Raw genomic sequence first — 19,217 nt, 5'->3', positions numbered from 1 at the left:
GTTCTCCTAAGTCGAAAAAGCAAAAAAGGCGCCTCAAACGAGACGCCTTTTGCAACTTTACTTGAGAATACTTTTTAGTATCCGACGGCCTTTGCGGCGCCATTTGTGCGCGCGCCGTGCATTTCCTCGGCGATGAGGAAAGCCAACTCCAACGCCTGGCTGGCGTTGAGGCGCGGGTCGCAATGAGTATGGTAACGATCGGACAACGAGGCTTCCGTTACAGCGGAAACGCCGCCCGTGCATTCGGTCACGTCACGCCCGGTCATTTCCACATGGACGCCACCGGCAATCGTGCCCATCTGGCGATGGATTTCAAAAAAGGACTTCACTTCCGACAATATCCGGTCAAACGGCCGGGTCTTGAAGCCCGACGAAGCCTTGATGACGTTGCCATGCATCGGATCACAGCACCACACAACGGTGCGGCCTTCGGCCTTTACCGTTTCGATCAGACGCGGCAGATGCTCTTCCACCTTGTCGGAACCAAAGCGCGCGATCAGCGTCAGGCGTCCTGCTTCGTCCTTGGGATTGAGCGTTTCCATCAGACGCTTGAGATCGTCGCTGGACATGGACGGTCCGCACTTCACGCCAATGGGATTGTTGATGCCGCGGAAGTATTCGACATGTGCGTGGTCGGGATTGCGCGTGCGATCGCCGATCCAGAGCATGTGGCCCGAGGTCGCGTACCAATCGTTTGTAATCGAATCCCGGCGAGTCAGCGCCTGCTCGTAGCCGAGCAGCAGGGCTTCATGCGAGGTGAAGAACTTGGTCTCACGCATCGCGGGCGTGTTTTCGGGATTGAGGCCGAGCGCGCCGAGGAACTCGATGGCGTCATCGATCTTGCGCGCGACCTCTTCATAACGCGGATACCAGTTGGAGTCCTTCATAAAGCCCATCGTCCATTCGTGGACGCGCGCAAGATTAGCAAAGCCGCCCGACGAAAATGCCCGCAACAGATTGAGCGTCGCCGCAGACTGGCGATAGGCCTCAAGCTGGCGAGCCGGATCGGGGATGCGCGCTTCGGGCGTAAACTCGATGCCGTTTATGATATCGCCGCGGTAAGATGGCAGTTCCACGCCATCGATGACCTCGGTGTCGGCGGAACGCGGCTTGGCAAACTGCCCGGCAATGCGGCCAACCTTGACCACGGGCTTGGAAGCGCCATGCGTCAGCACCACCGCCATCTGCAGGAACGCGCGGAAGAAATCGCGGATATGGTCGGCATGGTGTTCGGCAAAGCTCTCGGCGCAATCGCCGCCCTGCAACAGGAATGCTTTACCGGCTGCGACGTCGGCCAGTTGGGCCCTGAGGTCGCGCGCCTCGCCTGCAAAAACCAAGGGAGGAAACGACGCGAGCTTGGCCTCGACCGCCTCAAGCGCATCGGCGCTTGGATAGGTCGGGACCTGCAGGATTGGCTTGTTCCTCCAACTGTCAGGTGTCCACGTGCTCATCGTTTTTCTCGCTTACAAAAAGTGCAAAAGGCCCACGCAAACGCTGCGTGAGGCTGGCGGCATAGCAAGTGTAGGCCGCAATGCCAAGCATTCTATAGTCGAACATGGCGCCAGTGCGACCTGAAAAGCACGATCGCCAGACCATGTGTCAGGCGTTCACCTGCTTGCCATCACGCACGCAATAGGTCGGCGCCTTGAGCGTCACGAGTTCTTCGGCCGCCGTGGGATGCACCGCAATGGCCCGGTCGAGATCGGCCTTTGTCGCCCCCATGCCAATCGGAATGGCGACAAGCTGGATCATTTCGGCGGCGCCCGGACCAAAAATGTGGCAGCCGAGCACCCGGCCCGTTTCACTCTCCGTAATGAGCTTGAGCATCATCTTGTCCTGCTTGTCGGTCAGCGTATTTTGCATGGGCCGGAAGCGCGAAACATAAACGTCGATCGAGCGATAGCGCTCGACGGCTAACTCTTCGGAAAGGCCAACCGTGCCGATTTCAGGCTCGGAGAATACGGCTGTCGGGATCAGGTCGTAGGGCACGGTTGTCGGCGTATGATTAAAGACCGTCTGGGCAAAGGCTGAGCCCTCGCGGATCGCCACCGGGGTCAATGCCGCCCTGCCCGTCACATCGCCCACCGCATAGATCGAGGGGCAGCTTGAGCGCGAATATTCGTCCACAACGATTGCGCCGGCCTGGTCACGTTCGACATCGGCTGTTTCAAGGCCTAGTCCATCGGTGTTGGGATGGCGTCCGGTCGCAAACATGACGGCGCCAAAGGTGGCTTCTTCCCCATGGGAGAAGCTCACACAAACGCCGTCGCCGTCTTTGCGCAGACTGGCAATGTGGTAGCCATAGCGCAGGCGAATACCGCGCCCTTGCATCGCATCTTCAAGGCCCTGGCGCAGATCATGATCGAAACCGCGCAATATCCGGTCGCCGCGATAGACAAGGGTCGTTTCAACACCCAGCCCGGCAAAGATCGTGGCGAATTCCACGGCAATATAGCCGCCGCCCTCAATGAGGATAGTCTTGGGCAGGGTTTTAAGATGAAAGGCTTCGTTGGAGGTTATGCCGAGTTCGGCCCCCTCGATATGCGGCTTGAAGGGCGTGCCACCCGTCGCGATCAGGATGTATTTCCCTGTGAGTTCTTCGCCAGATTTCAACTTGACCGAATTGGGGCCGGTCACCATCGCACGGTCGTGATAAAGCGTTACGCCGGAGCCATCGAGCAGCGTTTCATAGATGTTTTCGAGCCGGTCGATTTCCTTGTCTTTATTGGCAAGAAGAGTCGACCAGTCGAAACTCGCATCGACTTGCCAGCCGAAACCGGCAGCCGTTTCAAACGTATCCTTGAACCGCGAAGCATAGACGAACAGCTTCTTGGGTACACAGCCGCGAATGACGCAGGTGCCGCCGTAACGGTATTCCTCGATGATCGCGACTTTGGCGCCGAAACCGGCCGCCATGCGAGCAGCCCTTACACCACCTGATCCACCGCCAATTACAATCAGGTCGTATTGCTCGCTCATCGCTTATTCCCCCGTCATCGGTAAATTGCGTTGTCCTATATGGGGAGCGGGTTCGCACAAAAAAACCCCGCGCACAAGGCGCGGGGTTTGTCATGACTTAATGTCAAGAAGATCAGACGTCATAGCCCTCTTCACGCAGAACCGCCCGGACGCGCGAAAGGAATTCGGTGCGTGCATTCTGTTCCCAGATGTTGAGCACGTTCTGCATGTCATTATTGATGCCGGGATTCTGCGCCAACAGCTTCTGACCGACATCGGATTCGTAAAACGTCACGATTTCGGTCAATTCTTCATGGGTGAAGCGCGACGCATAGATGCGCGCAAACTGATTGTAGAGCTCACCCTTGCGGGCGGAGTATTCCTCGACAACCTTCTGCACCGCATCGGGAAGAGGCTCAACCAGCGCTGCATCCTGCTGCACCAGCGTGCGCATGACCGCCATGCCCAACTCGATAAGGGCCAGTTCATAAACATTGGAGCGGTCCGACATATCGACATACTGGCGGGCAGTCGCCAGGTGCTCGGGCGAAATTTCCTGCTGCGCAAAGGAAACCGATGCAGTGGAAACGGAAATGGCTGCCGCAAGGCAGATCGCGGCGGGCAGACGATAGAGTTTGGACATGTATGACATGATGCTCGATCCCTTACGGTTTGTTGATTTCAGGCACATTACCTGGACAATTGAATTACACCATTTGGCGTTGCCAGATAGGCCTGCTGGCACAGACCGATGAACAGGCCATGCTGCACCACTCCCGGTATCTCAAGCAACGCGGTCGAGAGTGCTTTTGCGTCCGAAATGCGGCCAAATGATGCGTCCAGAATGTAATGCCCCCCATCTGTGATCAGTATTTCGCCATCGGTCGACTTGCGCAAGACCAGCCCGCCGGTTGCCCCCATATTGCTCAGGACCTTGGCCACTGACCTTTGCGTTGCGGCAAGTCCAAACGGGTTCACTTCGATGGGAAGCGGAAATTTCCCCAGGTGTTCGACCAGCTTGGAGTCGTCGGCAATAACGACCATGCGGGCGGACGCGGCAGCAACGATTTTTTCGCGCAAAAGAGCCGCCCCGCCGCCCTTTATGAGTTGGAAGTCGCGGTCGATCTCATCGGTTCCGTCGACGGTCAGGTCCAGCGAATCGATCTCTTCGAGCGTCGTGAGCGGGATAGCGAGGTCTCTGGCCTGGCATTCGGTCGCAATCGAGGTGGGCACGCAAAGGCAATCGAAGCCCTGAGCCACCTTTTCGCCGAGCAGATCGACGAAGTGCTTTGCTGTCGAGCCCGTACCAAGACCGATGCGCATGCCGGACCGGACTTCATCCAATGCGGCCCTCGCGGCCTCTCGCTTGAGTGCGTCGCTCATGGTTTCTCCCAAGGATTTCGATTTTGGCGCACACTTGTTTGCGATTGGCACAAAAGTCAATTGTCGTAAGGTCCATGTTTCTTCACGGCGTCTTTTATCTCTGGCCGACCTTTCAACCCAGTCGCGCTGCACCTATACTCGATTCATGAACATGCACGCGCGCCAAACCGGTGAGATTCAACGCCCGCTCATAGACAGCTATGGACGGCAGGTGAACTATCTGCGGGTGTCGGTAACTGATCGCTGCGATTTCCGCTGCACCTATTGCATGGGCGAGAACATGGTGTTTTTGCCCAAGAGCGAAGTGCTCAGCTTTGAGGAAATCCAGACCATTATTGCGCAATTTGTTGCTCGTGGCGTGCGCAAGGTGCGGCTGACAGGCGGTGAGCCGCTTGTGCGGCGCGACATCATGAAACTTATCGCAGCCCTGTCTGAAAGCCATCTGGCGCAGGGCACACTGGATGAATTGACGATCACCACCAACGGTAGCCAACTGGCGCGACATGCAGCAGAACTTGCGCGTCTTGGCATCCGCCGCATCAATGTTTCGCTCGACACGCTCGACAATGCTCTATTCACCGAGATCACCCGGCGCGGACGGCTTTCGCAGGTTCTTGAGGGTATTGAAGCCGCACAAGCTGTGGGCATTGCCGTCAAACTCAACATGGTGGCCATGAAGGGCGTCAACGAGGATGAGATCATCCCGATGATGGAATGGGCACATGCCCGTGGATACGAGCTTACGCTGATCGAGGCCATGCCACTTGGCGAGGTTGCCCTTGATCGCGCGGACGCTCATCTTTCGCTCAAGCAGGTGCACGATCGCATAGCCGAGCGCTTTACGCTCGAACATATCGCCAAGCGCACCGGCGGCCCTGCCCGGTACAAGCGCGTCACCGAAACCGGCGGCACCCTGGGCTTCATCACCCCGCTCAGCCACAATTTCTGTGAAAGCTGCAACCGCGTCAGGCTCACCTGCACGGGCCAACTCTATATGTGTCTTGGGCAGGATGACCGTGTCGACTTACGTGCTGCGTTACGGGAAGGCGGCGTCGAGGCGCTCGATGCCGCGCTTGATCGAGCCATGATCGCCAAGCCCAAGGGCCACGATTTCGTGGCCGAACGTATCCAGACTCCATCGGTGGTGCGGCATATGTCGGTGACGGGTGGGTAGAGCATTTGTTTTGTCGCGTTTCCGAACCGGATAAGTGGTGTCCACTTATCCTGGAAACACTCTAGTTTTCCAGTTCCAGCAGGTCCTGGCTGACCGAGAAACGTGACAGCGTATCGAGGAAGGTCATGCCCAGCAGTGAGGTTTCGAGCGCGCCTTGCGGTAGCACGAAGGCGCGAATGCGGCTGCGATCAATCGAACCGATCCGCATGGAATCAAGCGTTACTCCCGCCGCTGTCGCCAAACCGTTGGCGGTTTGCACCGGCACCGTATAGCTCAATCTGTCTATGTCGATACCAACCCTGCGGGCATCGGCTCGCGTGAGCACGACCGCCGTGGCGCCGGTATCGAAAATCATGGGAACTTCAACGCCGTTGATGGCGGTGTTAACCCTGAAACTGCCACCGAATGAGCGATTGATCCGCACCCGTTGTCCGTCGGCCTCGACAATCGCCACACCAGGTTGCAACTCCCCCATAATGCGTTGGCCCACACGGCTGAAATCGTCCCTGTAGCTGTAGCCGAGAATAAGCAGCGCACCGATTGCGGCCCAAATTGCGAAACCCGCAATGATCTCTCCTATCCGGTGCCGGCGTCCAACCACGGCGCTCGCCACCAGCGTCAGAATGATCAGCAGTGGAATGATCCGCGCTGCCTGGTTCTGGGTCAGGCCGACCACGGCTCCCAAATCGGCGCTTATTGCCAAGGCAATGCCAACCATTATCAGAATTGCAAAGGCAACAAACAGCATCAAAATATCCGATCTATCCAACCACCATACGCATAAAGGTGCCCAAAAGGACAATTTCAAGCAGCGCCTGAAGAGCGCCGATCAAATCTCCGGTGGAACCGCCCACAAGCCTTTCACAAAGCCGTGTCCAGCCCCACGCGACCGCCGCCGCCAGCGCCAGCCCGACGCCGAGCCCCATAAGGCCGGTAAATCGCGCAGCCAGCACGACACCGATGATCGAAGCAAAAACGAGCCCAAGTACGAATGCGTTCCGTGACAGTTCTCCGACTGCCGCCGCAGCGCCGGTTTTCCTTGCCGGAGCAAGCCGGAATGCAACATAAAGCGAACCCGAACGGGCGATCATGCCGGCTGCCATCCATATCAGCGCTGCCGCAAAGACATTGACTGCCGCGATCGCAGCGAGCGCGGAAACCTTTAGCCCGACGACAAAGACAATGGCCAGCACCCCATAGGTTCCGTGGCGGCTATCCTTGAGTATCTCCAATCGCCGCTCGGGTGAGGCGCCGCCGAACAATCCGTCGGCCGCATCGGCCGCCGCATCCTCGCTCATGGCGCCGGTGATAACGGCAAAGACCGCGACAGCCAGAACGGCAGAGAACAGCGGCGGCATTCCGCCGAGGACGCATATGAAAAGCACCGCTGCTCCGGGCAGCCCCATGATCAGGCTGGCCAACGGCACCGCCATAGCGATCCGGTTCAAGCTGGGCACCTCATGCGGACTCGAGCCGGTGGGCAGGCGGGAATAGAACCGAAGCGCCATTACCATATCGGCAAATAGATTGCCGCTCTCGGGGGGCGAAAGATTATCGTTCCGGGCGTTTTGCGCCCCATTGTTGTCATCGTTCACATTGCGTTTCCATCGACTATGGCTCACAAGAGACGCCCCTCATATCATCCGAATCCTGGAGCCGCCATGTCCGCAAAAGCCTATGCCGATTTTCAAGACCTTCTGATGCTGGGGCCGGAAGGCGACGAGGCCGCTGTCGCTGCCGTCCGCGCACGCGACGCACAACTGACCAAGCCGGCCGGATCACTGGGTGAAATGGAACGGCTTGTGGAGTTCATGGCACGCTGGCAGGGCAAGGCCGAGCCGACATTCGAGGACCCGATGGTGGCGATTTTTGCCGCAAATCATGGCGTTACCGATCAGGGTGTTTCTGCATTCCCGCGCGAAGTGACCAAGCAGATGGTCAACAATTTCACCAAAGGCGGGGCGGCCATTTCGCAAATCTGCGCTCTGCATGAAATCAATCTGCGGGTGTTCGAGCTTGCACTCGATATGCCAACTGGCGACATCACGATTGTCCCAGCTATGGACGAACGCACCTGCGCGGCCACAATCGCTTACGGCATGGAAGCGATAGCGGGCGAGGTTGACCTCCTCTGCATCGGGGAAATGGGCATCGGCAACACCACCGTAGCGGCCGCAGTCTATGCTGGTCTGTTCGGCGGCAGTGGAGCCGATTGGGTTGGCCGGGGCACCGGCGTGGATGATGAAGGCCTTGCCCGCAAGGCCAATGCGGTCGACCGCGCACTGGAACGCCATGCCGGGCGCCTCAATTCACCATTCGAGGTGCTTGCGCATCTGGGCGGTCGTGAAATCGCTGCCATGCTCGGCGCCATCATCGCCGCGCAGCACAATCGTATCCCCGTGATCGTTGACGGATTTGTTGCCACCAGCGCTGCGGCGATTGCTCAGGCTGTCGCGCCGGGATCGATCGATCACTGCATCTTTGCCCACACATCCGCCGAAACCGGCCACAAGCGCGCACTGGAACACATGGGCAAGACGGGGCTTCTTGATCTTGGTATGCGTCTTGGCGAGGGCAGCGGTGCGGCTCTGGGCGCGGTTTTATGCAAGACAGCCCTGCACCTGCACAAGAATATGGCGACATTTGCCGAAGCCGCGGTCGACGAGAAGCTGGACTGAACACCAGTATCTAGGTAAGTATTGCTTACTAATTTAAGGGAGGCTGCGCCATGTATGCGCTTTATATCGCCAACAAGAACTATTCCTCTTGGTCCCTGCGGCCTTGGGTGCTGCTCAAGGCACTCGGTATCGCGTTTGAGGAACGATTCGTGCCGTTCCTTGAGGGTGAAACTTACGAGGCTTTCCGCAAGTTTTCGCCGACCGGGCTGGTCCCCTGCCTTGTCGATGGCGATGTGACGGTGTGGGACTCGCTCGCGATCACCGAATATGTTGCGGAAGATCACCCCAATGTCTGGCCGGCGGATCGCACAGCCCGCGCATGGGCGCGTTCAGCCACTGCAGAAATGCACTCCGGTTTTTTCGCTCTGCGCAATATCTGCGGCATGAATGTCGGTCTGCGGGTTACCTTGAATGAGGTTTCACCCGCCTTGGCCCGAGACCAGGCACGGATCGAAGAACTCTGGTCCGAAGGTCTGAAGCGCTTTGGCGGCCCGTTCTTGACCGGAGAAAGGTTTACTGCCGTCGATGCTTTTTTCTGCCCCGTCGCCTTCCGCATTCAGACCTACGGGCTCGACGTCGGACCAGAGGCAAAGGCCTATGCCGAACGCCTGTTGAACCTTCCGGCTATGCAGCAATGGTATGCCGAAGGGATAGCGGAAACGCTACGCGATCAGCCCCATGATGCGGAAGTTCCGCTTGTCGGAACGGTGACAGCCGATTACCGCGCTGTGGCCAAGTAAACGGGTCTAACCGGCTTCGGAATAGATTTCGAGGCGGTTGCGGGGCTCGACGACCGGAGCCAGACCTTCCATCACGCGCGCGCGGGGGAAGGTTGCGATTGCTTCTGTTCCGAAGCGCAGCTTCGAGAACAGATCGAACCGCCCCTGATGCAGGTCCATGATCTTTTGAACGATGGGCAGGCCCAGCCCTGCCCCTTGTTCTGCGGTTTTCTGCGCCAGTGAACCCTGCCCGAACGAAGACAGTACGGTTTCAATTTCGTCGTCAGGTATGCCGGGGCCGTTATCCTTGACCGAGACAAACTGGCCGCCGTCGTCGCTGCGCCCCACCGAGAGCAGGACCTTGCCTGATTGTGGAGTAAATTTGATCGCGTTTGACAGCAGGTTGAGCACAACCTGCCGCACTGCGCGCTCGTCCGCCCATAGCTTTGGTAGGTCATCGTCTACTTCAAAGCCCAGCTCCAGCTCCTTGCCCCTTGCACGGATCTCAAGCATCCGACGGCAATCGGCTGCGATATCGGTCAGGCTGACAGCTTCTTCATTAAGGTCATATCGCCCGGCCTCAATGCGGGAGAGGTCGAGCAACTCGTTGATGAGATTCAAAAGGTGCTGGCCGCTGGCGTGAATGTCGCCCGCATATTCTTTGTACTGGGGCACGGTATGGGCGCCCAGAAGCTCGGATTTCAGAACTTCGGAAAAGCCGATGATCGCATTGAGCGGGGTGCGCAATTCATGGCTCATTGTGGCCAGAAAACGCGATTTGGCGATATTGGCCTGTTCGGCATGACGGCGCGCCTCGTCGGACATGTTGCGCGCTTCTTCGAGTTCGAGGATCAGGCTGTCTTTTTCAGCCTTGTGCTCCAGATGGGCGATTTGCGCCTTATGTAGCTGACGGGCGAGGAACATGAAAAAGAAGAACGCGCTGGCGGACACCGAAGCAAGCGCATAGTTCAGTGTGCCACCCGCGAAAAGCAGCGTCGCACTGACGGCCAGACTTGCAGGCAGGGTTGAAACCAGTGTCGCGCGTGGCAGGGCGCGGGTCGAAATGGAATTCGCGGCGGTGCCGACAAGCAGCATTGCGAACATGATGACGTGAACGCCTTCCCCTTCCGCCGCAAAGGAGAGCAGCGGCAGAAGCGCCCACGCAAGGCCGAACGCACTTTCCGCGAAAATGAATATTGCGGTCCAGCGGCGTGCATTGAATCTGTCACGCGGCTCCTGCGTAAACTTCCAGCAGGCAAAGGTCACAGCCAGATTGGCCGCGATCACCAGAACGGCCCAGAGCAGCGCCATTGCCGGCGTGACCCAAAGCGCGGCGAAACCAGCCAGAAAAACGAGCACCACCAGCATCGGCGCAAGTCCGGCAAGACGCGCTGAAGCATAGTCATCGAGCAGATCATAATCGAAGGATGCGCGTGTACCGGAAGTCGATGTCAGGCGCTGGCGCGCATCGAACACGGTTCGCTGCGCGTCACGCCGCGTGTCGCGGCCAGACGGCGAGGCCTCTTTCGCACGATTTGCCTGGCGGAACGCCATTTGGGTACTCAATACACACAACTCGAAATTAAGGGCTCATCAACTTTTAAGATGAACCGGTACGCAGGGAGCCAAACTATCGGACTTGTAGTTAATGAGCGGTTGAACGCTATGGTTAACGCTTTCCTACTTCGCCTTGGGCAATTGCGTTATCAACAGACTTCAAGTCCCGGCAAAACTTCAATTCCTCGCCTTGACATACGCAAGATCAACCCATCAAATAGCGGGCGAGGCGGACATTTTTCCTCTAGCGTGAAATTTTACGTCAAATTTAGGAAATTAATTTCAGGGGCACACATGGCGCTCGATAAGCTCGATCGCAAGATTCTTCAGCTGCTACAAAAAGATGCTACCATGCCGGTAGCCGAAATCGGCCGAAAGGTCGGTTTGTCCACGACGCCTTGCTGGCGGCGTATCCAGAAAATGGAAGAAGAAGGCGTCATCAAGCGCCGGGTTGCGGTTCTCAACCCCGAAAAGGTCAATGCCGGTGTGACCGTCTTTGTGGCCGTGCGCACTAACGAGCATAACGATGCCTGGTTGCGCAAATTCGCTTCTGTCGTCGAGGAATTTTCCGAGGTTGTCGAGTTTTATCGCATGAGCGGCGAGGTCGACTATCTGCTAAGGGTCGTAGTGCCTTCGATCCAGGCTTATGACGTTTTCTACAAGAAGCTGATCTCCAAAATCCCGCTTTCGGACGTCAGTTCATCCTTTGCGATGGAGCAGATCAAATATACCACCGCCCTGCCGCTCGAATTTGCTGTCCTTAGCGACGATAAATAGAAGCTACGCAGTCGCCATCGCTTTGGCAGGTTCAAGAGCGGCAAAGGCGTCAGCGATGACCTGCGGGCTTGCGCCTGGTATGCATGCTTTTACGCTCAATATCTGGCGGAAGCGCCTTGCGCCCGGCATACCGTTGGCAAGCCCCAGCATATGGCGCGTGATCTGGTTCAGGCGCGCGCCTTTGGCCAGTTCACGTTCGGCATAGGCCGTCATCGCGGCTTCGATCTGCGTAAGCGTTTTGGCCGGTGCATCCTCGCCGAATATCGCGCGATCCACGTCCGCCAGGATCATCGGGTCGTGATAGGCGGAACGGCCAAGCATAACGCCATCGACATAGCGCAGATGCACCTGGCACTCTTGAAGCGTCTTGATGCCGCCATTGATGAACACCGGAAAATCGCCCAGCCGCTCCTTTAGCCGATAGACACGCTCATAATCGAGTGGCGGAATATCGCGGTTTTCCTTGGGTGAAAGCCCCTGAAGCCACGCCTTGCGCGCGTGAATATAGAGCGCTTCGATCCCGCTTTGCAGCACGATATTCACGAACCGGTCGAGGTCGGCCTCGCTATCCTGATCGTCGATCCCGATCCTGCATTTGGCCGTCACCGGGGTATCCGTTGCATCACGCATGGCAACCAGGCAGTCGCGCACCAGTTCAGGCTCGGCCATGAGGCAGGCCCCGAACCTGCCTGATTGTACCCGGTCGGACGGGCAGCCCACATTGAGGTTGATTTCGTCATAATCGAAACGATCACAGATCCTGACGGCTTCGGCCAATTCAACAGCGTCCGAGCCACCGAGTTGCACTGCAACAGGATATTCGCCTGCATCACGCGCAAGCAGGCGCTCGGGATCACCGTGAACCAGTGCGGCGCTCGTCACCATTTCAGTGAACAACAAGCTCCGGCCCGTTAATTGCCGGTGCAGATAGCGGCAATGACGATCCGTCCAGTCCATCATAGGGGCCGTGGAGAACCTACGCGCTTGTTTTAAAACGGTTTTTTTAGTATCTTCAGAACGTTGCACGGCGGTAGAGGCACCCTATTTTTCGATCCGATACGACCTTTTTCGCCACGTTTCGATTCTTCATTGCACACACAGCGCACACGAAAAATGGCTACGCTTACGAAACTCAAGTCCGGCTCATGGCGAGCCCAAATCAGACGCAAAGGAAAGTATGCAAGTGATACTTTTCTGCGTCGCGGCGATGCAGAGGCCTGGGCGCGCAAACTCGAACACAAGATTGATCGTGGCGATCCTATACTATGCGATCCCGAAACCACAAAATCCTTCGCAAGCCTTATTGATCTGCACTGCAAAGATCTCTCGCAGGTAGGAAAGAAGTTGGGGCGTTCCAAGGCAGCAAGTCTGGCAATGCTTTCAAGGCGGCTCGGGAGTCTTCGGCCAGTTGAGCTCGATCGCGAACGCATTATCGAATTCGGAAAGCAGCGGGCCAAGGAGGGCGCGGGGCCCGTGACCGTGTCGATCGACGTCGGATACATCAAAACAATACTATCGCACGCGGCCGCCGTGCACGGCGTGGTGGTCTCAACGGAGGGCATCGATCTCGCGCGGATAGCGCTGGGCAGGTTAGGCCTCGTGGGCAAAAGCAACGAACGCGATCGCCGCCCGACGGACGCAGAACTGGATGCTATCATCGCTCACCTCGAAGCCAATCCCCTTCTAACAATTCCGGTGGGCAGGATAGTGCGGTTCGCTGTGGCAACAGCAATGAGGCAGGATGAAATTTGTCGCGTTACCTGGGACGACTACAACCCCAGAACGAAAATGCTCTTCATTCGAGATCGAAAGGACCCGCGGAAAAAGGAGGGAAATAATCAGCGAATTCCCCTTCTCAACGTGTCAGGCTACGATGCGTGCGCGCTCATTGAGGAGCAAGGACAGCTGGTCGGCAACTGTCGCGGCAAGATCTTTCCGTACAATAGCAAGTCCGTCGGCACAGCATTTCGTCGAGCTTGTCGCGCCTTGGACATTGAGGATTTGCATTTTCATGACTTGCGTCATGAGGCCACCAGCCGATTGTTCGAGGCTGGTTTTGCAATCGAGCAGGTTTCGCTCGTCACTGGGCACAAGGACTGGAAGATGCTGCGCAGATATACGCACATTCGACCTGAGAGCTTGCATGCAGTTGCCGCCCGAAGCACCTTAATTGCGGGTCGGTTCTAGCTGTGGATTTTTTACCAGAACTGTGGGTCTTTGCCTGGCGCAGAAGCGCCAAATCGAGAACTATATAGTCGACTTTGCTCACGAAGCGACCGAGCGCCTCGGGAGCAGATTTTATGGGCGTATATGTTCGAATCCCACGCGGCCCGCCGAACACCGCCGTTTTGTTGCGCTGGAGGGCGCTGCTGGCGACATGGCAAAGCTCCCTCCGCCGCTGATGCAATGGCTGGCGACGGTCCGGGGACCCTGTCAGACCAGACTCTTGTACGAGAACCGGTTGGTCGTACTATCCGTCCGCACCACCCAGAAGCATTGCTTCCCGTACTCATCACTACGCACTAGGAAGTGATCAACTCCCGCTCCGATCTTTTCGTCCGCCTCTGGGTGACGTGGGAGTGCGGCCTTGAGAAATGCTGCATCGTCTTCCGCCACCCGGTCGCCCGGGGAGTAACGCCAGAGCATCATGCGCAGATGCTCGAGGGCATCTCCCTTGCGTGGAAAATGAATGCCTCCGATCGTAACCGGCATGCCTCTGGCCATTTTCACTCCCTCAACGTTTTATTGTAGCTCTTACCGTTATATAATTATACTTGGCGTGTGACAGGGGGAATCATGCCACTCGCTTTGAGTATCACTCAGGCCTATCCAGCTGCGGGCGTTGCCCAATGCTGGCGCGGGGTGAACATCGACAACGCGGACGAGTTCGACGTCTATTTGCGTGGACCAGTATGGAATCGGGTCAACGACGCGGAGTTCGAGGCCGACCTGGCCCAGGATCTTCAGGCGCTCGCGACAACCGACATGGCGACACAGACGCTAGAATCGTTGCTCAATGCCGTGGTCTCGCCACAAGACTGGGAGATTGGTGAGGCTATGGCCGAATGTCTCTTGAGTGACGAAGTGGGCGCGGTCTGGCCATGGAACGAGAACCGCGATCGGAAGACGCCGAAGGCCTCCCTGCCTGGCGCCGACATCGTCGGCTTCATCGGCGAGGACGATGACACCACCTTCCTGTTCGGCGAGGTCAAAACATCGTCTCACGCTGGAACACCTCCCGGCGTCATGAACGGTCGCAGCGGACTGGCCCATCAGATCGATACGCTCGCCACGACCCCGAGCCATCACTTCACCCTCATCAAGTGGATCAGCGCGCGCTGCACGACCGACGACTTGCGCGGTCGCTTCCGCACGGCCGCCCAGCGCTATCTGACTTCCGAGGGGAAGGATTTCGCGATCATCGGCGTGCTCCTGCGCGACACCGATGCCCATCAAGATGATCTTCGGACCCGTGGACAGACGTTTGGCGCTGGACCGATCCAGCCCCGAATTCGCCTTGACGCCTGGTATACACCGCGCCCGATCGCGGACTGGGTCAACATCGCGTCCACCGCAGCATGACCGCCTGGCTCTACGAGGCGCTGGGCGACGACCGACGGCGACTAGCTGAGCAGGCTGTCGGAGCGCATCTGCTTTCTGATCTGGGTTTCGAGCGCCCCCCGTCCTCCCCTGAATATCAATTTACGACCAACGCCTATGCGCTGGCCGTCCACACTTTGCTGGACACGCCAGACGCAGCCGATCAGTTGCGAAAGGCCTCCGAACTCGCCTTCGAGACGTTGAGAGTGACGGACACGCCGCCAGCCGACGACGAAGCGCTGCACCTCCTTCATACAGCCTGTTACGGAATTCTCGGCGACCGGACCCCCGATGTTGCGCGGTTCCTGCGTGCTTTGCCGCTCCCCGAAGCACTCGACGCGGAGGCGGATTGGGGCGCACGTGTTCGTGTGGCTGTCAGCCGTCTGTGGCTGCTGTTGATGCGGAAGGACGGCTGGGCCGATCTGGACGCGCTCCTAGCGGAAGTCGTCGCGCTGCGCGAGGCGCAGCGGATCGCGGAGACGGCCTATCTGGAAGCGTCCGAAAGCCCGAGGGTGGATGCTTGGCGCCTGATCGTGTCCTACCACCTCTCCAAGGCGGCCGAGATTCTTGCCACCTACTCCGCGCAAGGCTCAGTGGCCGGCGGCTTCAATGTCCGCGAGCAGCTCCAGGCTCAGTTCGACCGCAGTCTGATAGCGTGCGAACGGGCCGAGCTCGCCCAGCTCCATGCCACCGTTCGTCTGCTCTCCGCGACCGCCGAGCGTATGGTCTCCAATAGCATCTGGACAGTCACGCGAGGGACGGGCAGCCGCATCAGCCGCTTTGTCGAGGGGCTCGCAAACAGGGGCCAGGATCGGCCAGTGTTCGAGATGCTGCCGCCTCAGCGGATCACGCTTCGCGACCAAGGGCTGCTGACGACTGGCGCCCGCGCGGTCGTGCTCAGTTTGCCGACGTCCAGCGGCAAGACGTTCATTGCGCAGTTCCGCATTCTGCAGGCCTTGAACCAGTTCGACGCGGATCGCGGATGGATAGCCTATGTGGCCCCCACGCGCGCACTCGTGAATCAGATTTGCGCGCGCCTTCGCCGCGACTTCGCCCCGCTGGGGATCGTGGTTGAACGGGTCAGCCCCGCGCTCGACATCGACGGCGTGGAAGCCGAACTGCTCGTGGAAGCCGACCCGGCGGCGGCGTTCCGCATCCTGGTCGGTACGCCGGAAAAGATCGATCTTCTGTTGCGGGGCGGTTGGGAGGCTAAGATCGGCCGCCCCCTCACGCTGGTGGTCGTAGACGAGGCGCATAATCTTTCCAGCGGCGATCGAGGCCTGAAGCTTGAACTATTGCTGGCGACGATCAACCGCGAATGCCGCAACTCGCAGTTCCTTCTGATGACGCCCTTCATCGAGAACGGCGACGAGGTTGCGCGTTGGCTTTCGCCGGACAGTTACGCCGACATGTCGGTGCATTTCGACTGGCAACCCAACGACCGCGCCATCGTCATCGCCCAGCCGGAGAAGGCTGAGGGCCGCGGCGCGTTCAAGCTGTCTCTCAAGACAGTCAGCACCTCTCGTTCGACGATCGAGGTCGATGACGCGCTCTCGCTGTGCGAGGGACGGGAACTCGGACTTAGCTGGTCCCGCGTCCACGCCTCCCAGTCTAACGTCGCGGCGGTCACCGCGACCTGCCTGAACCGCAGGGGGCCGATCATCGTGGTCGCGGGCAAGGTCCCGCACACATGGCCGATCGCGCGCGTGTTGGCCGAAGACCCGGCCCTGACGGATAAGGCTGCCGAGCGAGATCGGCGGCTTGGCGCCAGGGACGACGCTGACATTCAGTTCGTCGCTGACTTCGTCGCGCAGGAGTTCGGCGCTGAGTTCGAACTCATCGAACTGCTCAAGAAGCGCATCGGCCTGCATCACAGCGGACTGTCGGACGACACACGCGTCCTGATGGAATGGCTGATGGAGAAGGGCGAGCTCGACACATTGGTAGCAACGACAACGATCGCTCAGGGCCTGAACTTTCCCGTCACGGGCGTCGTGATGGCGTCGCACCAGTATCCCTATGGCGCGGATATGCCGCCAGAGGACTTCTGGAATCTGGCAGGCCGCGTGGGCCGCGCGGATCAGGCTGGGACCGGTATCGTGGCGCTGGCCGCCACCAACGATGAGAAGGCCGAAGTCCTGAGCGAGTACGTTCGACGGAACGTGTCACACCTCAACTCTACGCTGGTGGCCATGGTGCGGCGTGCGCTTGAGCGATCTCCCCAGTTGGAGCTGCACGCTCTCTTCCACATGAAGGAATGGTCCGCATTTCTTCAGTATCTCGCCCATACCTACCGTCAGATCGGCGATCACGCTGAGTTCGCCAACCAGATCGAACAGGTTCTCCGCGGAAGCTTCGGTTTTCAGACACTCCGGCGCGAGGACCAGGCCGTCGCCAATCGCCTGGTCGCTGCCGTCAACGATTACGCTGCCGTAATCCGAGGCAAGCCGTTGGCCCTCGTCGATAGCACCGGGTTTTCTTGGGAGAGCGTCAGCTTGGCGTTGCACGGCGTGCGAGATGCGGGGATCCGTGCGGATTCGTGGGACTCGGAGCGCCTGTTCACTGACAACGACACGACTCTACAGCGCACCTTCGGAGTCCTGTTCAGAATCCCGGAACTGCGTCAGGAACTGGCTGAGGTTACGGGCGGCGGGCGCGGCAATGGCGATATTCTGGCCCGTATCGTCAAAGACTGGGTGAAAGGCGCTTCGCTCCCTGATCTGGCGGAAGCCTATTTCTCGGGCGATGACGATGATCCGACTGCGGCGATCTCCAAAGCTTGCCGGCTGGTATATGGCCGTCTTACTTCAACGGCATCCTGGGGTCTCTCCGCGATCCAGAGCATAACGGTCGGCGACGCGCTCGATGGGATGAGCGAGGCTGAGCAGAAGCGCTTCCGGAACCTTCCATCGCGCATCTTCTACGGCGTGAACTCGGATATCGCGATCGACCTGCGCCTTTTGGGCGTTCCGAGAAACGCCGCCCAGCCGCTTTCAGACTATCTGGCAAACCAGCGCGTCGATGGTGGACTCAGATCCATGCGCAATACCCTCAATGGCCTGACAGATGCGGACTGGCGGCGCGCGGTGGGCCCCGCGGGACCCACTTATCAGAAGGCATGGAAAATTCTCGAAGGCTACTCCTAAGCCCGCCGACTCAAGTTTGGCTGCAGGCTCCGGAACATTACGCCCGTCGGCGCGCATGTCGGTTCTCAAGGGTCTGACGAGATGCTAGGGCTCCGGTAGCATGGCTTATTAAGGCTGAGAATCCCTCTTCAATCGCCATCTTGCATCGGATTTTGTTCCGGTGTCAGAAGAGCCATGCGCTCATCCAGACGGGACTATCATGAGAGGGCTATAGCGTAGGTGTAGTTCTCAGTTTCTTCGGCTTCGGCCCGCCAAACACCGCCGATTGCCCTCTATAGCGCGATATAGCCGCCGATCATCGCATTCCACCGGGTGAGATAGCAAACCGCCGCGTCTACGATGCAGCCCGATATATCTTAAAAGTCAGAGACGTCAGCTTTCAGCCCCGATGTCTCTGTTGTGCTGATGGTGGAATCCCCGCATGGATGACCAAGCTGGGGTGGGAAGGGGACTGTCGGCTTATGCCTTCATTGGCCGCAAATCAGCCGTTCGCACTATCATGTCAAGTCACGTGAGATTTCTAGCCCGGCCGTACGCCATTGCGGCAAGCCGCCTTTCAACCGACGCGCAGAGAACCCGGCTTGACGCAGCGCGGCCACAGCCTCGAAGGCGTAAACACAGTAGGGTCCACGGCAATAGGCAATGATCTCGCGATCCTTTGTCAGGTCGCCAAGGCGCTGTTCCAGTTCCGACAACGGAATGTTGGTTGCCCCCGGAATATGTCCTGCCGCGTATTCATCGGCTGGTCGAACATCCAGCACCGTCACAAGGCCCGCCCGAGCACGTTCGAGTAAGTCCTCGCGTGAGACTGGCTCCATCCCGTCTCGCTTGTCGAAATAGCCCCGGACGATGCGGTCCATCTCTGCCGCATGCTGCTCGGTCACCACTCTTAGCGCCGAGATCAGAGCTATCACCTCGTCTCCTGACACCGAATAGAGGATGAACTTTCCATCCCGCCGCGCGCTCACCAGCCCGGCGCGCTTGAGCGTTTGCAGATGCTGTGAGGTGGTTGCAACCGTCATCCCAGTGCGCTCTGCCACGGCCTCGACGCTCCGCTCTCCTTGTGCCAGTAACTCGATGATTTCGATCCTGCCCGCATGGCCAAGGCACTTGGCGGTCTTGGCAAACTCCTCAAAGACAGCGCGTTTGGGGGAGGTGGTTGACATGGTCATTCAATTCACATTATTACATTCAACATAACTATTGAATGTCTGAATTCGAAGTT

The 19,217-nt window shown here is 58.5% G+C and carries 17 protein-coding genes; 7 read left to right on the top strand and 10 right to left on the bottom strand.

Translation table 11 applies throughout. The annotated features are described in order from the left end of the window. Window positions 1-74: 74 nt before the first annotated feature. The 4 genes from EO133_RS18925 to rpiA form a co-directional block, all read right to left on the bottom strand. Complete coding sequence (locus EO133_RS18925; protein WP_127074209.1) at window positions 75-1,451, bottom strand: class II 3-deoxy-7-phosphoheptulonate synthase; 1,377 nt, start codon at window positions 1,449-1,451, stop codon at window positions 75-77. 148 nt (window positions 1,452-1,599) lie between these two features. Further along, a complete protein-coding gene (gene gor / locus EO133_RS18920; protein WP_127074208.1) occupies window positions 1,600-2,979 on the bottom strand; it encodes a glutathione-disulfide reductase in 1,380 nt (459 codons plus the stop codon). Between the two features lie 112 nt (window positions 2,980-3,091). Beyond that, the gene (locus EO133_RS18915; RefSeq protein WP_164735101.1) at window positions 3,092-3,610 is read right to left on the bottom strand and encodes a DUF2059 domain-containing protein; all 519 of its coding nucleotides are present in this window, start codon (window positions 3,608-3,610) and stop codon (window positions 3,092-3,094) included. Between the two features lie 38 nt (window positions 3,611-3,648). Further along, window positions 3,649-4,341, bottom strand: a complete 693-nt coding sequence (gene rpiA / locus EO133_RS18910; protein ID WP_127074206.1) for a ribose-5-phosphate isomerase RpiA — start codon at window positions 4,339-4,341, stop codon at window positions 3,649-3,651. 151 nt (window positions 4,342-4,492) lie between these two features. On the opposite strand from rpiA, the gene moaA reads away from it, so the two are divergent. Further along, complete coding sequence (gene moaA, locus EO133_RS18905; protein ID WP_244640739.1) at window positions 4,493-5,515, top strand: GTP 3',8-cyclase MoaA; 1,023 nt, start codon at window positions 4,493-4,495, stop codon at window positions 5,513-5,515. 61 nt (window positions 5,516-5,576) lie between these two features. Here the strand turns inward: moaA and EO133_RS18900 are convergent, their stop codons facing one another. Continuing rightward, window positions 5,577-6,263, bottom strand: a complete 687-nt coding sequence (locus EO133_RS18900) for a retropepsin-like aspartic protease family protein (protein WP_127074205.1) — start codon at window positions 6,261-6,263, stop codon at window positions 5,577-5,579. 13 nt (window positions 6,264-6,276) lie between these two features. Next, window positions 6,277-7,110, bottom strand: a complete 834-nt coding sequence (locus EO133_RS18895; protein ID WP_127074204.1) for an adenosylcobinamide-GDP ribazoletransferase — start codon at window positions 7,108-7,110, stop codon at window positions 6,277-6,279. A 66-nt stretch (window positions 7,111-7,176) separates the two neighbouring features. On the opposite strand from EO133_RS18895, the gene cobT reads away from it, so the two are divergent. Together cobT and EO133_RS18885 are read left to right on the top strand one after the other, a co-directional pair. Next, window positions 7,177-8,193: a nicotinate-nucleotide--dimethylbenzimidazole phosphoribosyltransferase gene (gene cobT / locus EO133_RS18890; RefSeq protein WP_127074203.1), complete on the top strand. Its 1,017-nt coding sequence runs from the start codon at window positions 7,177-7,179 to the stop codon at window positions 8,191-8,193. Window positions 8,194-8,243: 50 nt separating this feature from the next. Continuing rightward, window positions 8,244-8,933 (top strand): glutathione S-transferase family protein, encoded by a 690-nt coding sequence (locus tag EO133_RS18885; RefSeq protein WP_127074202.1) that lies wholly within the window; start codon window positions 8,244-8,246, stop codon window positions 8,931-8,933. 6 nt (window positions 8,934-8,939) lie between these two features. Here EO133_RS18885 and EO133_RS18880 read toward each other — a convergent pair whose 3' ends face one another. Next, window positions 8,940-10,466 (bottom strand): sensor histidine kinase, encoded by a 1,527-nt coding sequence (locus EO133_RS18880; protein ID WP_127074201.1) that lies wholly within the window; start codon window positions 10,464-10,466, stop codon window positions 8,940-8,942. Window positions 10,467-10,763: 297 nt separating this feature from the next. On the opposite strand from EO133_RS18880, the gene EO133_RS18875 reads away from it, so the two are divergent. Continuing rightward, window positions 10,764-11,246, top strand: a complete 483-nt coding sequence (locus EO133_RS18875) for an Lrp/AsnC family transcriptional regulator (RefSeq protein WP_127074200.1) — start codon at window positions 10,764-10,766, stop codon at window positions 11,244-11,246. A 3-nt stretch (window positions 11,247-11,249) separates the two neighbouring features. Here the strand turns inward: EO133_RS18875 and dusA are convergent, their stop codons facing one another. Then, entirely contained in the window at window positions 11,250-12,272 is a 1,023-nt protein-coding gene (dusA, locus tag EO133_RS18870; RefSeq protein ID WP_280516110.1) for a tRNA dihydrouridine(20/20a) synthase DusA, read from the bottom strand. Window positions 12,273-12,359: 87 nt separating this feature from the next. On the opposite strand from dusA, the gene EO133_RS18865 reads away from it, so the two are divergent. Then, on the top strand, window positions 12,360-13,433 hold the full coding sequence (locus EO133_RS18865; RefSeq protein ID WP_127074198.1) for a site-specific integrase: 1,074 nt from the start codon (window positions 12,360-12,362) through the stop codon (window positions 13,431-13,433). Between the two features lie 246 nt (window positions 13,434-13,679). On the opposite strand, the gene EO133_RS18860 is transcribed toward EO133_RS18865, so the two are convergent. Beyond that, window positions 13,680-13,970, bottom strand: a complete 291-nt coding sequence (locus EO133_RS18860; protein ID WP_127074197.1) for a DCL family protein — start codon at window positions 13,968-13,970, stop codon at window positions 13,680-13,682. Between the two features lie 72 nt (window positions 13,971-14,042). Between EO133_RS18860 and EO133_RS18855 the strand changes: the two genes are divergently transcribed. After that, window positions 14,043-14,828 (top strand): hypothetical protein, encoded by a 786-nt coding sequence (locus tag EO133_RS18855; RefSeq protein WP_127074196.1) that lies wholly within the window; start codon window positions 14,043-14,045, stop codon window positions 14,826-14,828. Continuing rightward, a complete protein-coding gene (locus EO133_RS18850) occupies window positions 14,825-17,992 on the top strand; it encodes a DEAD/DEAH box helicase (RefSeq protein ID WP_127074195.1) in 3,168 nt (1,055 codons plus the stop codon). Before EO133_RS18855 ends, EO133_RS18850 begins: the two co-directional genes overlap by 4 nt. A gap of 497 nt (window positions 17,993-18,489) precedes the next feature. Here EO133_RS18850 and EO133_RS18845 read toward each other — a convergent pair whose 3' ends face one another. Then, a complete protein-coding gene (locus EO133_RS18845) occupies window positions 18,490-19,158 on the bottom strand; it encodes an ArsR/SmtB family transcription factor (RefSeq protein ID WP_127074194.1) in 669 nt (222 codons plus the stop codon). Window positions 19,159-19,217: the final 59 nt, after the last annotated feature.

The organism is Pelagibacterium lentulum, from assembly GCF_003992625.1.
GTDB lineage: Bacteria > Pseudomonadota > Alphaproteobacteria > Rhizobiales > Devosiaceae > Pelagibacterium > Pelagibacterium lentulum.
Note: the sequence above shows the minus strand (reverse complement) of the source record. Positions and strands in the feature narration are given on the sequence as shown.

What these genes read in the sequence shown, in the direction of transcription:
- EO133_RS18925 (WP_127074209.1), bottom strand. Translation starts at nt 1,451, where the DNA reads ATGAGCACGTGGACACCTGACAGTTGGAGGAACAAGCCAATCCTGCAG.
- gor (WP_127074208.1), bottom strand. Translation starts at nt 2,979, where the DNA reads ATGAGCGAGCAATACGACCTGATTGTAATTGGCGGTGGATCAGGTGGT.
- EO133_RS18915 (WP_164735101.1), bottom strand. Translation starts at nt 3,610, where the DNA reads ATGTCATACATGTCCAAACTCTATCGTCTGCCCGCCGCGATCTGCCTT.
- rpiA (WP_127074206.1), bottom strand. Translation starts at nt 4,341, where the DNA reads ATGAGCGACGCACTCAAGCGAGAGGCCGCGAGGGCCGCATTGGATGAA.
- moaA (WP_244640739.1), top strand. Translation starts at nt 4,493, where the DNA reads ATGCACGCGCGCCAAACCGGTGAGATTCAACGCCCGCTCATAGACAGC.
- EO133_RS18900 (WP_127074205.1), bottom strand. Translation starts at nt 6,263, where the DNA reads ATGCTGTTTGTTGCCTTTGCAATTCTGATAATGGTTGGCATTGCCTTG.
- cobT (WP_127074203.1), top strand. Translation starts at nt 7,177, where the DNA reads ATGTCCGCAAAAGCCTATGCCGATTTTCAAGACCTTCTGATGCTGGGG.
- EO133_RS18885 (WP_127074202.1), top strand. Translation starts at nt 8,244, where the DNA reads ATGTATGCGCTTTATATCGCCAACAAGAACTATTCCTCTTGGTCCCTG.
- EO133_RS18880 (WP_127074201.1), bottom strand. Translation starts at nt 10,466, where the DNA reads ATGGCGTTCCGCCAGGCAAATCGTGCGAAAGAGGCCTCGCCGTCTGGC.
- EO133_RS18875 (WP_127074200.1), top strand. Translation starts at nt 10,764, where the DNA reads ATGGCGCTCGATAAGCTCGATCGCAAGATTCTTCAGCTGCTACAAAAA.
- EO133_RS18865 (WP_127074198.1), top strand. Translation starts at nt 12,360, where the DNA reads ATGGCTACGCTTACGAAACTCAAGTCCGGCTCATGGCGAGCCCAAATC.
- EO133_RS18860 (WP_127074197.1), bottom strand. Translation starts at nt 13,970, where the DNA reads ATGGCCAGAGGCATGCCGGTTACGATCGGAGGCATTCATTTTCCACGC.
- EO133_RS18855 (WP_127074196.1), top strand. Translation starts at nt 14,043, where the DNA reads ATGCCACTCGCTTTGAGTATCACTCAGGCCTATCCAGCTGCGGGCGTT.
- EO133_RS18850 (WP_127074195.1), top strand. Translation starts at nt 14,825, where the DNA reads ATGACCGCCTGGCTCTACGAGGCGCTGGGCGACGACCGACGGCGACTA.
- EO133_RS18845 (WP_127074194.1), bottom strand. Translation starts at nt 19,158, where the DNA reads ATGTCAACCACCTCCCCCAAACGCGCTGTCTTTGAGGAGTTTGCCAAG.